The organism is Curtobacterium sp. MCSS17_006, assembly GCF_003234215.1.
GTDB lineage: Bacteria > Actinomycetota > Actinomycetes > Actinomycetales > Microbacteriaceae > Curtobacterium > Curtobacterium flaccumfaciens.
Genome location: NZ_QKSO01000002.1, coordinates 245,637 through 259,744, shown reverse-complemented (window position 1 = coordinate 259,744; position 14,108 = coordinate 245,637). Strand labels below are relative to the sequence as shown.

Here is a 14,108-nt window from a genome sequence, read left to right as displayed (position 1 = left end):
TTCCTTGCAATGTGCAAAAGACGGGGGCATGGTTGTGCCATGACCACGCAGAGCAGCACCACCACCCCGAGCACCACGTCCCCGTTCTCGACCACGCCGGAGCTCGCAGCCGGGGTCGCCCAGTTCCTCGCCCCCGTCGTCATCGACCTCGAGGCGCTCGTCGTCAACGGCAAGCAGGCCCACTGGCACGTCCGTGGCCGCAACTTCGTCGGCGTGCACGAGCTCCTCGACGAGATCGTCGAGCACGCGCAGGACTACGCGGACAAGGCTGCGGAGCGCATCGTCGCCCTCGGCCTGCCGGTCGACTCGCGCATCGCGACCGTCGCCGCGAACACCACCCTGCCGCCGCTGTCGCAGGGCTTCCAGAACTCCGACGTCACCATCACCGAGGTGATCGCCCAGATCGACGCAGCGCTGCTGCAGGTCCGCCGTGCGGTCGACGGCCTGGACGAGGTCGACCTCAACAGCCAGGACGTCGCGATCGAGATCGAGCGCGCGCTGACCAAGGACCGCTGGTTCCTGCAGGCGCACCTCGCCGCCTGAGTCGCGACCACCCCGCTGACGGGAGGCCCGGTGCCAGCTGGCACCGGGCCTCCCGTCCGTCTCGGGTCGCGCTCCGGGCCCGCACCTCACGCGGACGGCGTGACCAGCCCGCTCTCGTACGCCAGCACCACGGCGTGCACCCGGTCCCGCAGCTGCAGTTTCGCCAGCACACGGCCGACGTGGGTCTTCACGGTCTGTTCGGCGATGAACAGCTCCGCCGCGATCTCCCCGTTCGACCGCCCCCGCGCCATCAGCAGGAACACGTCCCGCTCCCGGTCGGTCAGCACGTCGAGCACCTCGGTCCGCGGGGCCGCCGGCTGCGGACCGGCGACGAAGGCCTCGACGAGGTGCCGGGTCACCCTCGGTGCGAGCAGGGAGTCGCCGGCTGCGACGGTCCGCACGGCCTGCACGAGCTCCTCGGCGCTCGCGTCCTTGAGCAGGAACCCGCTCGCCCCGGCACGGAGCGCGTCGAACACGTAGTCGTCGATGTCGAAGGTCGTGAGCATCACCACGCGGACGGGCGACTCCGCGGGCGCCGCGGTGATCCGCCGGGTCGCCTCGATCCCGTCGAGCTCCGGCATCCGGACGTCCATCAGGATCACGTCCGGCCGGAGCCGGATCGCCATGACGACCGCGTCGGCCCCGTTCGCGGCCTCGCCGACGACCTCGACGTCGTCCTGGGCCTGGAGGATCGCCCGCAGTCCGACACGGAACATCTGCTGGTCGTCGACCACCATCACCCGCGTCATCGCGTTCCCCCGTCGGCCTTCGGCTGCGACGTGGTCGCGGTGGGCTGGGTGGGCAGACTGACGGCGACGCGGAAGCCGCCGTCCGGGTCCGGTCCGTGGTCGATGGTGCCGCGGAGCGCGGCGACCCGCTCGCGCATGCCCGCCAGACCGAAGCCGCCGTCGTCCGGCGGCGCACCGGGCACGCTGCCGGCCGGTGGCGCGGCGTTGGCGACCTCGACCGTGAGGGCCGACCCGTGCCTCCCGACCGTCACGACGGTGGTCGCACCGGGCGCGTGCCGGGCGACGTTGCCGAGCGCCTCCTGCACGACCCGGTACACGGTGAGCTGTGCGAGCCGGTCGACGTCGTCGAGGTCCGGGTCGAGCCCCTCGTCGAGTCGGACCTCGACGGGGATGCCGGCCGCGCGGGTGGCCTGCACCAGTGCGGGCAGGTCGGCGAGCCGCGGCTGCGGCGCACGCTCGGCGTCGGCGTCGCCACGCAGGGTGCCGAGCAGCTGCCGCATCTCCCGCAGGGCCGTGCGCGAGGTCTCGGCGATCGCGGCGAACTCGGTGCGGGCGTCCGGCGGCAGGTCCGCGACGCGGTACGGGGCGGACTCGGCCTGCATGTGCACGACGGACATGCTGTGGGCGACGACGTCGTGGAGCTCACGGGCGATCCGGGAGCGCTCCTCGACCGTCCGGCGTCGGGCCTGCTCGAGCTCGGTGTCGCGGCGGGCGGCGGCGAGTTCCTCGCGCACGGTCCGGCGCTGCCCGATGACGACCGCAGCGGCGGCCACGACGAGGGTGTCGCCGGCGCTCACCACGAAGCTCGTCGCCCAGACGTCGACCTGGCCCCACCGGTCGGGCGTCACGCCGATGAGCAGCAGGGTGAGCAGCGTCGCCGCAACCCAGACCACCGCGGTGAGCCGCCAGGTGGTGCGGACGCCCAGCACGACGAGCAGCACGCTCAGGCCGATGATGCTCGTGACCGAGACCGGCCAGGGCCCGATGGTGCCGGGTGCCGTCAGGACCCCGAGGCCGGCGAGGGCGACGAGGTGCGCGCCCGACGCCGTGCGGGGGAAGAGCGGTGCGAGGCCGATGCTCGCCGAAAGCACCGCGGTCACGAACAACGCGAGCGGCACGGGGACGCCGTAGAACACCGCGGTCACGGGTGCCGCGACGGCGAACAGGGACACCGCGACGACGACGAAGCCGATCTGCACGGCGGGCCGGACCCAGGTGGGTCGGGGCATCGGGACGACGGTCACGGGCGGGCGGTCTCTCCGGTTCGGGCGAGGCAGGGTTCGGGGGTGGGGGCGGTGGCTGTGGCGGGTGTGGCTGTGGTGCTTGTGGCTGTGGCTGTGGCAGCGGCTGCGGCGCGGGCGTCACGGGCTTCGCGCCTGCGGCTGATGCTACCGAGCACCCGGTCGACCGCGATCCCGAGCCCGGCGGCGACCACCATCGACACCAGGGCCGCGACGATCGGTTCGTGCAGCACGCTCGACGCGGCCAGGGCGATGCCGATCGACACCGCCGACCACGCCAGCCCCGCGATCGCGCTGATCGCCAGGAACCGGCGGTAGGACAGCCGGGTCGCTCCGGCGGTCATGTTGACCGCGACCCGGCCGACGGGGATGAAGCGCCCGGTCAGGATGAGGCTGGCGGAGCGGCGCTGCATCTGCCGCTCGGCGAACGCGAAGGCCGCCGCGATCCGTGGTCGCTTCGAACGGGCCAGCCGGGCGAACCCGATCCGGCGTCCGATCCAGTACGCGATCGAGTCGCCGGCGATCGCTCCGAGGGCGGCGGCGACGAGCACCACGGCGAGGACGGGCTGTCCGGACGTCGCGGCGATCGCGGCGACCGCGACCAGGGCGGACTCGCTCGGCACCGGCGGGAAGAAGCCGTCCACCAGGCACAGGACGAAGAGGACGACGTAGACGAGCGGACTCGCGGCCAGCTCGACGACGAGCGGGGTGATCTGGTCGAACACGGGGTGCTCCCTCCCGCCGACGGAACTCGTCGACGAGGACGACGCTACGGAGCCGATGCGCGCTGGCCATCCCGCGGCGGTCTCGACCACCCCCTACTGCGGTATGACGTTCCCGTCCGCGAAGACCACGTCGGGTGCGTCCACACGGCGGTCGACGACGGTGGTCGGTGCCTCCAGGTGTACGGCGCCCGAGGGCATGATGCCCGCGCCGCCGAACCGTTCCATCACCCGCCACTGCGCGACGACGTCCTCGCCGGCGTGCTCGGGCGGCAGGGTGTCCCAGAACCGGAAGCCCCCGACCTCCTCGAGAGCACGACGGTCGTACAGCGCGCAGGCACCGACCCACGCGACGCGGTAGGGCACCCACTCGCCGGGGTGCAGGTCGAGGTCGGCGGCGACGTGCGTCGGGTTCGCGGCGTTGTGCAGTGACCAGCGGTCGAAGCCGGGGGTCCCGCGGCGCACCACCTCGGGCACGACGGGGCCGTCCCACCGTTCGAACACCGCGGTCTCGTTCGGACGGCGGTCCTGCAGGTACGACAGGCCCTGCACGGCGCTGCCGACGAACCCGCAGCCCAGGGTGCGGAGCGCGTCGAGCATCCGCGCGATCGACCCCGGCTCGAGCCAGACGTCGTCGTCGAGGAACAGCACCGCGGCGGCCTCGGCGTGGTCGAGCAGGAACTGCCGGTGCTCTGCCAGGCCACGCCGTTCCGGGTGGGTGAGGAGCGTGACGGGCCGGCCCTGCGCCTCCAGGACGCGGAGCATCGCGGCGACCGCAGGCGCGCTGGCGGCGTCTCCGTCCGCGGACTGGTCGCTGAGCACGACGCGCAGGTCGACGTCGGTCTGGGCGGCGAGGCCGGCGAGCGTCGTGGCGAGTTCGGCCGGCCTGCCGACGGTCGGGATGAGCACGTCGACGTCGACCGTGCTCGTGTCCGCTGGATCGGGGGCCTTCGCCCAGGACCCGGACCAGCGGGCGGTCACGGTGCCGGGTCCGGTTCGGGCCGCGCAGCGGCTTCGCGGATCCGGCGCACGACGGCGCTGGTGGAGTGCTCGGGCACGTAATCGACCATGACGACCTCGCCGCCGTAGCCGCGCACGACCTCGGTCTCGGTCAGCATCTCGGGGGAGTAGTCGCCGCCCTTGACGTAGACCTCGGGGCGCAGCCGTTCGATGAGCGGGATGGGGGTGTCCGTCGCGAACACCGTGACCAGGTCGACGCAGGCCAGCGCGGCGAGCACGCCGGCGCGGTCCTCGGCCGGGTTGATCGGCCGCTCCGGGCCCTTCAGCCGGCGCACTGAGTCGTCGTCGTTCAGGGCGACGACGAGCAGGTCGCCCAGGTCACGGGCCTGGCGCAGGTACGTGGTGTGTCCGCGGTGCACGACGTCGAAGCAGCCGTTCGTGAAGACGACGCGGCGGCCGGCCTGGCGAGCGGCCTCGACGGCGGTGGCGAGCTCGTCGTGGTCGACGACGGTCGCCGCCGGAGCGGTCACCGAGTCGAGCAGGGCCGCGGCGGTGCAGACGGACGTGCCGGCCTCGCGGACGACGACGTCGGCAGCGGCCTGGGCGACGGCGACGGCGTCGCGCAGGGGTGCCTGCACGGCGAGGGCGACGGTCGCGGCGGCGCAGAAGGTGTCACCGGCGCCGGAGGCCTGCTGCTCCGAGGCGGGCGTCGCACGCGTGCGGAACCCCTGGTCGGAGCCGGGCTCGAGCAGCACGGTGCCGTCGCGGTCGAGCGTGACCACCGCGGCACGGGCGCCGCTGCGGGCGAGCACGTCGGCGCGGGCCGCGACGACCGTGCCGACGCGGTCGGCGCCGGTGCCCAGCTCCGTGCCGAGCAGTGCGGCGGTCTCACCGGCGTTCGGCGTGACGAGGTCGGGGTGCAGCGCGGCCCAGCGGGTCAGGTCGTGCGCGTCGACCACGACGGCACCGGGGCGGTCACGGTCGAGCATCGGCACGACGTCCTCGGCGCGGACGCCCAGGCCGTAGTCGCACACGACGGCGGCGTCGGCGCACCGGATGGCCCGGGACACCGAGCGGGCGAGGCGTTCGCCGTGCTCGGCGGTCGGGGTCGCGGCCAGTTCGTCGACCCGGACGACGACGCGGTCACCGCCGACCACACGCGACTTCGTCGTGGTGCGGGCGCCGGGGATCTCGACCAGGAACGACGTGTCGACGCCAGCTGCCTCGAGCCGCTGGCGCAGGACGTCACCGGCCTCGTCGTCGCCGATGAGCCCGACCATGCGGACCCGGGCGCCGAGGGCGCGGGCGTTCACGGCCGTGTTCGCCGCGCCGCCGGGCACCGCGATGGTCTCGGTGACGCGGACGACGGGGGCCGGGGCCTCGCGGGAGACCCGCTCGGCCTCGCCGACGGTCCAGCGGTCGAGGATGCAGTCGCCGATCACGACGACGAGGGGTTCGCGGTCGTCGATCGTGGCGACGAGGTCACGGACCAGCCGGACGTCGGCGGTCATCGGGTGCCTCCCACGGTGTCGGCGCTGCCGGCGGTCGCGCCGGCAGCGGCTGCGGGGCCGGTGGCGGTGCCGGTCGCGGTGCCGATGGTGGCTGCGGTGCTGCTGGTGGCTGCGCTGCTGCTGGTGGCTGCGCTGCTGCTGTCTGCTGCCGTCGACGGCTCGGCGGTGCGGCGCGGCGGGGCTGCCTCGAGGTGCACCACCGTCGTGGTCGTCATCTCGTCGAGCAGGTGCGGGCCGTACCCGAACCCGGCGCCCGAGGCACCGCGGGGCTGGGCGCTGCCGCCCGGAGCGCCGCCGAACACGGCGTTCACCTTGACAGTGCCGACGGGCAGCTCGGCCGCGGCACGGAGCGCGTGCGCGGTGTCGTTCGTCAGCACGGTGGCTGCGAGGCCGTAGCGGTCGGCCGCGGCGAGCCGGAGACCCTCCGCGAAGTCCGACACGACGCGCACCGGGGCGATCGGGCCGAAGGTCTCCTCGGTCAGCACGAGCATGTCGTCCGTGCAGTCGGTCAGGACGGTCGCCGGGTAGAACGATCCGAGCCCGCCGGGCGTCACGCCACCGGTCCGGGCCGAGGCGCCGCGGGCGATCGCGTCGTCGACGTGGTGCTGCACGAGCTCGCGCAGCCGGTCGTCCACGAGCGGCCCGAACTCGGCGGCGGGTGCGGCCGTGCGGCGCTCCGCCTCGGCGACGAGCGCGGCGACGAAGGGCTCGGCGACGTCCTGGTGCACGTACACCCGCTCGACGCTGGTGCAGATCTGGCCGGTGTTCGCGAACGCGCCGAGGGCGACCTGTGCGGCGGCCCACTCCGGGTCGACGTCGGCGTCGACGATGACCGGGTCGTTGCCGCCGTTCTCACGGATGACGTGGGCGCGGGTGGTCACGGACACCTCGCTCAGGCGGTCACCGGTCGCGGTCGACCCGACGTGCGCGTAGACGTCGATGCCCTCCTGCGCCAGGAGCAGCTCGCCGGTGGTCGCGTCGCCGTCGACCCCGATGAGCACGCCGTCCGGCAGGACCTCGGCGAGGAGCGCGTTGAGGCGGGCGAAGGTCGCCGGGCAGCGTTCGCTGCCCTTGTGCACGACGGTGTTACCCGTGACGATCGCTGCGCCGAGGACCCCGCAGGCCACGGCGACCGGGTCGTTCCACGGCGTCAGGGCGAGCACCACGCCGCGCGGGTGCGGCACCGACCAGTCGGCGGCACCGAACTGCCCGCGCAGGGCCTCACCGCGGTGCACCGGCCCGAGCTCGGCGTACTGCACGAGCGTGCCGATGCCGGCCTCGACCCCACCGAGGGCGTCGCCGGGCACCTTGCCGGTCTCGCGGGTGTTCAGGTCTGCCAGCTCCTGCGCGTGCGCACGGAGGTGCTCGGCCGCGGCGTGCAGCAGGGCACCGCGCTCGGCCGGCGCGGTCCGGGCCCAGGCACCGGCAGCGGCACGGGCGCGAGCGACGGCGTTGCGGACGTCGTCCTCGGTCGAGCGTCGCACGGTGGACGCGATCGATCCGTTCACGGGGTCGGTCACCACGAGGTCGTCGGCGGCGGGGGGTGCGATCGTCATGGGGTCCTTCCGGAGGCGGGCGGGGCCTCACACGGTGCTCGTGCTCCGCTGTGTGCGGTCACGGCATCGCGCTTCTCGTCCATCCGAGCGCGCTGCTGGGCGTCCGGACGGGTCCGACCGGTAGACGTGGAGCTGTGCAACAGATCGGTGTGGGCGGAGAACGGTTCGACGGTGTCAGCGAGATCGCGGTGCTCCGCGGCGGGGGACTGGGCGACCTGATGTTCGCCCTCCCGGCGGTCGAGGCCCTGGCCGCCGCGTACCCCGGAGCCCGGATCACGCTGCTCGGGGCGCCGACCGCGCGGCCGGTGCTCGAGGGCCGGAGCGAGGCCGTGCACGCCTACGAGGAGCTTCCCGTCGTGCCCGGGGTCCGGGACTCCGGCGAGGATGCACCGACCGAGCAGGACTTCTTCGACCGGCTGCAGGGGCGCTTTGACCTCGCGGTGCAGCTGCACGGCGGCGGCCGGAACTCGAATCCGTTCCTGCTCCGGCTCGGTGCCCGTCACACCGTGGGCACCGCCACCGAGGACGCCGAGGTCCTGGAGCGCTGGGTCCGCTACGTCTACTACCAGCACGAGGTCGTCCGGGCGCTCGAGGTGGCCTCGCTCGCCGGTGCCGAACCGGTCACCCTCGACCCCCGACTGCACGTCCCCGACGCCACGCGTGCCGGGGTCCGGCAGCGCCTCGGGGTCCGGGGACGACTCGTCGCGATCCACCCGGGTGCCACCGATCCACGTCGCCGCTGGAGCCCCTCGCGCTTCGCCGAGGTCGCCCGTGCCCGGCTCGCCGCGGGGGACGACGTCGTGCTCGTCGGCGACGACTCGGACGTGCCGGCGTCGTCCGCCATCGTCGCGTCGCTGCCGCTGGAGCTTCGGGAGCGCGTGCACGACCTCACCGGGTCACTGCCGCTCCGTGAGCTGCCCGACGTCCTCGCCGCTGCCGACGTCATGGTCGGCGACGACTCCGGCCCGCGGCACCTCGCCGTCGCCGTGGGGACCCCGACCGTCGGGGTGTTCTGGTTCGGCAACGTGATCAACGCCGGGCCGTTCGACCGTGGTCGGCACCGCGTGCACCTGTCCTTCGTGACGCAGTGCCCGGTGTGCGGCACCGACGTCACCCAGGTCGGCTGGACCGCCGAGCGGTGCGAGCACGACCCGTCCTACGTGGACCAGGTCGAGCCGGAGGCCGTCCTCGCCGACGTCGAGGACCTGCTCCGCACGCTCTGACGCTGCGCACGGCGCCACAAGCGCACGGTGCGAGCTTCCGCACTCCGTGGGACGCTTCGGCCCTTGCACGGAGTGCGGAAGCGCGCACCGAGCGGTGGGCGCGACCGGCTTCCGGCCTGGAGGCGCGGTGCCAGGCCGGCACGAGCCTCCCGTCCGCGCCGTGGCGCGTCACGAGCGCCCGGTGCGAGGTTCCACACTCCGTGCGGCGCTTCGGCCCCCGCACGGAGTGCGGAAGCTCGCACCGAGCGGTGGACGCGACCGTCGGACGGCCGGGAGGCGCGGTGCCAGCCCGGCACGTGCCTCCAGGCCGCGCCGCACACCGCCACGAGCGCCCGGTGCGAGGTTCCACACTCCGTGGCACGCTCCGGCCCTCGCACGGAGTGCGGAAGCCCGCACCAGTGCCCGGCACACGGCACACCGGGAGGCGCGGTGCCAGCCGGCACCGCGCCTCCCGTCCGTCAGCGGCGAGCGACTACGGCCAGCTCGGCTCCGTCGCAGGCATGATCGACAGCTCGCGGATCTCGCAGCCGGCCGGCTGCGACAACGCGAAGATGATCGAGTTCGCGACGTACTCCGGCTCGATGAGCTGCGCGTCCGGGCCCGGCTTGTACTGCTCGGTCCGGTCGGCGAAGAAGTTCGTGCGCATCCCGGCGGGGATGATGTTGGTCACGCCGATGCGACCGGCGGTCTCGGCGGCCAGCGCCTGCGAGAACCCGCGGACGCCGAACTTCGACGCCGAGTACGCGGTGCCGTCGCCGACGCCGCGCAGGGCGAGCGACGACGAGATCGTGACGACGCGGCCGTGCGTGGCCTCGAGGGCGGGCAGGGCGGCGCGCACGGTCGAGGCGGTGCCGATCAGGTTGACGCCGACGATCTGCTCCCACTTGCCGGACGAGATCGCGTCGATCGGGGCGGGGGTGTCGATGCCCGCGGCGGTGACGACGGCGTCGACGCCGCCGTGCCGCTCGGCAGCGTCACGGACCGCCTGCTCGACGGCGTCGGTGTCCGAGACGTCCACGGCGACGGCGTCGACGCCCTCGGGGACGGCGTCGATCCGCAGGTCGAGGACGATCGGGGTGCCGCCGGCCTCGGTGACGGCGGCCACGACGGCGGCGCCGAGTCCGGAGGCGCCGCCGGTGACGAGGACGCGGCCGATGGGGGTGGTGGGGACGGGCATGGATGTCCTTTGCGTAGTGGTGTGGAACGGCGAGCGGGCGCTCAGCCGACGCGTTCGATCGCGGCGGCGAGCCGGGTGGTCGACCGGCCCGGGTGGAACGGCACGGTGACGACGCGGCCACCCCACTCGGCGAGGGTCGCCGTCTCGGGCAGTTCGCTCGCGGTGTAGTCGCCGCCCTTCGCCCAGACGTCCGGACGGAAGCGGCGCAGGGCCTCGTCGGGGGTGGACTCGTCGAACACCACGACGGCGTCGACACAGTCGAGTGCCAGGAGCAGCTCGACCCGGTCGTCCTGGGTCATGATCGGCCGGTCGGGGCCCTTCAGAGCACGCACCGACGAGTCCGAGTTCAGGCAGACGACCAGGCAGTCGCCGAGCGCACGGGCGGCCGACAGGGTGCGGGCGTGCCCGGCGTGCAGCAGGTCGAAGCAGCCTCCGGTCGCGACGACGGTTCCGCCGGCGCTCCGGACGTCGTGCACCAGGCGCATGGCGTCCCGGTCGGCCCCGGGCACGGCGAGCGGCGCGGGGCCGTCGTCGGCGAAGAGCGCGGTGACGCCACCGGCGGCCAGGTACTCGGACGCGGCGACCACCCCGGCGGAGACGGCGTCGGGGACGTCCGCCCCGGACGCCAGCGCGACGGCGACGCCCGCGGCGAGCCGGTCGCCGGCACCGCAGGGGTCCCCGGCGCTGACGGACGGAGCCGGCACGAAGCGGCTGTCGCCCTGGGCGTCGGCGAGCAGCGCGCCGCGGTCACCCATCGTCACGGCGACGGCGCCGGCCTGCCACTGCTCGACGAGCCGGGCGGCTGCGACCGTCGCGAAGGGCACACCGTGTCCCTCGACGTCGGTGAAGCGTCGTGCCTCGGCCGCGTTCGGGGTGGCGACGGTGGTGCCGGGGACGGGGGCGGCGCCCTTGGGGTGCGGGTCCCAGACCACCGGCAGGTGCTCGGCCGCACGGGTGAGGGCGTCACGGAGTGCCGGGGCAGCGGCGACCCCGCGGCCGTAGTCGGCGACGACGATCGCGTCGACGCCGTCGAGGGCGGCGGTCATCGCGTCGGTGGCACCGGGCACGGGCGGGGTCGCGCAGCCCTCGTCGATCCGGACGAGGGCGTGGTCGACGACGCGCACGCGGGTCTTCACGGGGGTCGGGACTCCGGACGGTCCGGCGACGATCGTGACGTCGGGCAGCAGGTCGCGGATCTCCTGGGCACGGCCGTCGTCGCTCAGGACGGTGACCAGGGTGACGTCGTGGCCGTCGCGGGCGAGCATCGTCGCGACGAGTCCGGCACCACCGGCGCGGCGGTCGTCGGTGGCGACGTCCACCACGGGGACGGGGGCGTCCGGGCTCAGGCGCTCGCTCGTGCCGGACACGTCGACGTCGAGCAGGGTGTCCCCGACGACGGCGATGCGGAAGCGCGGAGAGGCGGCACGGCCACCGGCAGCACCGGAACGCGGAGCGACGGCAGCGGGCCCGCTCATCGACGGCCCCCGCGACGCAGCGTCGGCTCCATCGCCTTGCAGAGCGCGTGCACCAGGACGAGCTGCGCCTCCTGCACGTTGGCGGACGGCCCCTCGATGCAGATCGCGTCGTCGACCAGGTCGGCGAGCGGGTTCGGTCCGGACCCGGTCAGCGCGAGGGAGCGGGCACCCACGGCACGTGCGGCCTCGGCGGCCCGCAGCAGGTTGGGGCTCTTGCCACTCGTCGACAGCAGCACGAGGACGTCGCCGGCCCGGGCGTGCGCCGACACCTGCCGCGCGAACACCTGGTCGTAGCCGTAGTCGTTCCCGATGGCGGTCACGGCGGAGGTCTCGGCGTGCAGCGAGATGGCCGAGTACGCCGGCCGGTCGCCCTCGAAGCGGCCGGTGAGCTCGGACGTCAGGTGCTGCGCCTCGGCAGCGGAGCCGCCGTTGCCCGCGGCGAGCAGCCGACGCCCGGCGACGAGCCGCCCGGCGATGTCGTCCGCCCACTCGGCGATGTGGTCCCGGTGGTCGACGAGGGAGGCGATCACGGGGACCGACGCCGCGACGTGGTCGACGACGACGCGGGCGCTGTCGGTGACGGCGCGGTCCTCGAGCCCGGTCTGCTGGTCGATGGTCATCGTGCGGTCCTCTCCGTCGACTGCGCGGCGCGGGTGACCCGGCCGGCGTGGGTGGTGCGCGAGCGGCCGGCGGCGGGCCCGGTGGTGCTGGCGGACGAGGTCGTGCCGGCGAGCAGGCGCTCGTAGACGCGCTCGCTGTCGGCCGCGACCTTCTGCCACGTGTAGCGGGACTCGGCGCGCTGTCGACCGGCTCGGCCGTACGCCTCGCGGCGCTCCGGGTCGTCGAGCAGTGCGCCGACGGCCTCGGCCACCGCGGTCTCGTCGCGCGGCGGCACGTGCAGGCCGGTGGCGTCCTCGACGACGGTGTCGATGAGCCCGCCGACGCTCGACGCGACCACCGGGCGGCCGCAGGCCATCGCCTCGAGCGGCACGATGCCGAACGGCTCGTACCAGGGGGCGCAGACGACGACGTCGGCGCTGCGGTAGACGGCGGGCATGTCGTGCTGCCCGAGCTGCCCGCGGAACGTCACGTGGTCGCGCACGCCGAGCGACCGGGCGAGTGCGTCGAGGCGCTGGTACTCGGGGTCGTCCACCAGGTCGGCACCGGCGACACCGGCACCGCCCACGACGACGAGTTCGACGTCACGGCCCTGTTCGACGAGCGCGGCGAGTGCGGCGATCGTCGTCCCGACGCCCTTCCGCTGCACGAGTCGTGAGGCGGTGAGCACCCGGAGCGGACGGTCGCGCTGTTCGACGGGGCCGTCCGGACGGAAGAGCGACACGTCGACGCCGCACGGCACCACCGAGATGCGATGCAGCGGGACGCCGAGGGCCTTGAGCTCGAACGCCTCGTCCGAGCACGTCGCGACGACCTGGTCGACGCTGCGGCCGACGGCGGGTTCGACCCACTCGCGCTCGGCCGGGCTGGTGTCCGCGGCACCCTGGTGCCGGCGCTTCACGACACCCAGGGCGTGGAAGGTCTGCACCACCGGGATCCGCACGCCACCGGTCCGCGCCTGCACCTGCGTCACCGCGTCGAGGGCGGCGTGGCCCGACATCCAGAAGTGCGCGTGCACCACGTCAGGGCGGTCGAGGAACCACTCGGCGGCGAGCACCGACGCGAACGTCCCCATGAACGGGAACAGCTCGTCCTTCGGCACGGCACGCGCGGGACCGGCGTCGACGTGCACGACGTCCACGCCGGGACGCAGGGGCACACGGACCGGCTGCGACGCGTCGTCGCGCCGCGTGTAGACGGTCACGTGGTGGCCGCGGTCGGCCAGCGCACCGGACAGTTCGGCGACGTGGACGTTCTGCCCACCGGCGTCAACCCCGCCGAGCACGGCGAGCGGACTCGCGTGCTCGGACACCATGGCGATCTTCATCGCAGGCTCCCTTCGAGCGCGGCTCCCGCCGCACGGTTCCGTCGCGCACCGCGCGCGACCGCGTCGTCGAGCAGGTCGTCCCAATCGGCCAGGAACCGACCGAGCGCGTGCCGTGCGAGCACGGCCTCCCGCGCCACGAGCCCCCGTCGACGCGCCTCGTCCGGGTCCTCCAGCAGCAGCCTGGAGGCCCGCACCAGCTCCTCGACGTCGGTCGCGATGGCCCCGGCCTCACCAGGCACCGTGCGGGCCGCATCCGTCGTCGCGAGCACGAGGACCGGCATGGCCATGTGCATCGACTCGATGAGCGACAGGCCGAGTGATGTCCAGCGGTTCGGGTGCACGTAGGCCCGCCGTTCGGCCAGCGCCGCGTGCATGGGGTCGGCCTTGACGTCGCCCTGCGCGACCACGCGGTCGCCGAAGCCGAGCTCCGGCAGTCGTTCGGTGCCCATGCCCCAGACGTCGACCGGGGCGACCTCGGCGAAGCGGGGGAGCAGGTCGGTGCCGACGACGCGGTTGCGCCGGACGGGTTCGTTGATGACGACGCCGAGGCGCTCGAGCGCACCCGTGTACAGCGGGCCGGGGTCGACGACGCCGTGCTCGACGACGGTGGTCCGGGTGGTGCCGCAGTCCCACATCAGGGCGTTCCAGTGCGTCACGTGCGCGATCGTCAGGTCGTCGCGGTCGCGCATCGGGTGCAGGCTGTTCGGCACGTCGATCCGCGGGGCGTTGTGCTCCACGAAGACGATCGGGACGTCACGGTCGCCGAGCAGACGACGGGCTTCCTCGAGCTCTTCGGTGCGCTGCAGGACCACCACGTCGACCTCGGCCTCGGCGACGTCGGCCGGGTCGATCTCGATCGCGGAGTCCGGCCAGTCGCGCCCGCCACGGCCGAGTCCCCAGGCGTCGCGCGCCGGGGTGGTCGGGATGAGGTACTCGTGGGGGCCGCGGACGAAGGCGTCCATCCAGCCGCCGTGCACGTGCCACACGAGGATCCGCATGCAGGGCC

At 74.2% G+C, this 14,108-nt stretch carries 13 protein-coding genes; 2 read left to right on the top strand and 11 right to left on the bottom strand.

Annotation, left to right across the window (positions count from 1 at the left end; all coding sequences use genetic code 11):
* Positions 1–39 precede the first annotated feature (39 nt).
* Complete coding sequence (locus DEJ21_RS03420; protein ID WP_071244661.1) at positions 40–543, top strand: Dps family protein; 504 nt, start codon at positions 40–42, stop codon at positions 541–543.
* Between the two features lie 86 nt (positions 544–629).
* On the opposite strand, the gene DEJ21_RS03415 is transcribed toward DEJ21_RS03420, so the two are convergent.
* The 6 genes from DEJ21_RS03415 to DEJ21_RS03390 form a co-directional block, all read right to left on the bottom strand.
* Complete coding sequence (locus tag DEJ21_RS03415) at positions 630–1,292, bottom strand: response regulator transcription factor (protein WP_111223694.1); 663 nt, start codon at positions 1,290–1,292, stop codon at positions 630–632.
* Entirely contained in the window at positions 1,289–2,521 is a 1,233-nt protein-coding gene (locus DEJ21_RS03410; RefSeq protein ID WP_146247689.1) for a sensor histidine kinase, read from the bottom strand. Before DEJ21_RS03410 ends, DEJ21_RS03415 begins: the two co-directional genes overlap by 4 nt.
* 11 nt (positions 2,522–2,532) lie before the next feature.
* Positions 2,533–3,258 carry a DedA family protein gene (locus DEJ21_RS03405; protein ID WP_111223764.1) on the bottom strand — a complete coding sequence of 242 codons (726 nt, stop codon included), beginning with the start codon at positions 3,256–3,258 and terminating at the stop codon, positions 2,533–2,535.
* Between the two features lie 93 nt (positions 3,259–3,351).
* A complete protein-coding gene (locus tag DEJ21_RS03400) occupies positions 3,352–4,236 on the bottom strand; it encodes a glycosyltransferase family 2 protein (protein WP_111223692.1) in 885 nt (294 codons plus the stop codon).
* Positions 4,233–5,726, bottom strand: a complete 1,494-nt coding sequence (gene rfaE2, locus DEJ21_RS03395) for a D-glycero-beta-D-manno-heptose 1-phosphate adenylyltransferase (RefSeq protein ID WP_111223691.1) — start codon at positions 5,724–5,726, stop codon at positions 4,233–4,235. The genes DEJ21_RS03400 and rfaE2 overlap by 4 nt, the downstream gene beginning before the upstream one ends.
* Positions 5,723–7,282, bottom strand: a complete 1,560-nt coding sequence (locus tag DEJ21_RS03390; protein ID WP_111223690.1) for an aldehyde dehydrogenase — start codon at positions 7,280–7,282, stop codon at positions 5,723–5,725. The genes rfaE2 and DEJ21_RS03390 overlap by 4 nt, the downstream gene beginning before the upstream one ends.
* A gap of 134 nt (positions 7,283–7,416) precedes the next feature.
* On the opposite strand from DEJ21_RS03390, the gene DEJ21_RS03385 reads away from it, so the two are divergent.
* On the top strand, positions 7,417–8,505 hold the full coding sequence (locus tag DEJ21_RS03385; RefSeq protein ID WP_111223689.1) for a glycosyltransferase family 9 protein: 1,089 nt from the start codon (positions 7,417–7,419) through the stop codon (positions 8,503–8,505).
* Positions 8,506–8,977: 472 nt separating this feature from the next.
* On the opposite strand, the gene DEJ21_RS03380 is transcribed toward DEJ21_RS03385, so the two are convergent.
* From DEJ21_RS03380 to DEJ21_RS03360, 5 genes are read right to left on the bottom strand one after another with little or no spacing between them, the layout of a single operon-like run.
* Positions 8,978–9,682: an SDR family oxidoreductase gene (locus tag DEJ21_RS03380; protein ID WP_111223688.1), complete on the bottom strand. Its 705-nt coding sequence runs from the start codon at positions 9,680–9,682 to the stop codon at positions 8,978–8,980.
* 41 nt (positions 9,683–9,723) lie between these two features.
* Positions 9,724–11,157: a PfkB family carbohydrate kinase gene (locus DEJ21_RS03375; protein WP_258374863.1), complete on the bottom strand. Its 1,434-nt coding sequence runs from the start codon at positions 11,155–11,157 to the stop codon at positions 9,724–9,726.
* A complete protein-coding gene (locus DEJ21_RS03370) occupies positions 11,154–11,777 on the bottom strand; it encodes an SIS domain-containing protein (RefSeq protein ID WP_035808290.1) in 624 nt (207 codons plus the stop codon). Before DEJ21_RS03370 ends, DEJ21_RS03375 begins: the two co-directional genes overlap by 4 nt.
* Complete coding sequence (locus DEJ21_RS03365; RefSeq protein ID WP_111022893.1) at positions 11,774–13,102, bottom strand: glycosyltransferase; 1,329 nt, start codon at positions 13,100–13,102, stop codon at positions 11,774–11,776. Before DEJ21_RS03365 ends, DEJ21_RS03370 begins: the two co-directional genes overlap by 4 nt.
* On the bottom strand, positions 13,099–14,100 hold the full coding sequence (locus tag DEJ21_RS03360) for a glycosyltransferase (protein WP_111223687.1): 1,002 nt from the start codon (positions 14,098–14,100) through the stop codon (positions 13,099–13,101). The genes DEJ21_RS03365 and DEJ21_RS03360 overlap by 4 nt, the downstream gene beginning before the upstream one ends.
* Positions 14,101–14,108 lie beyond the last annotated feature (8 nt).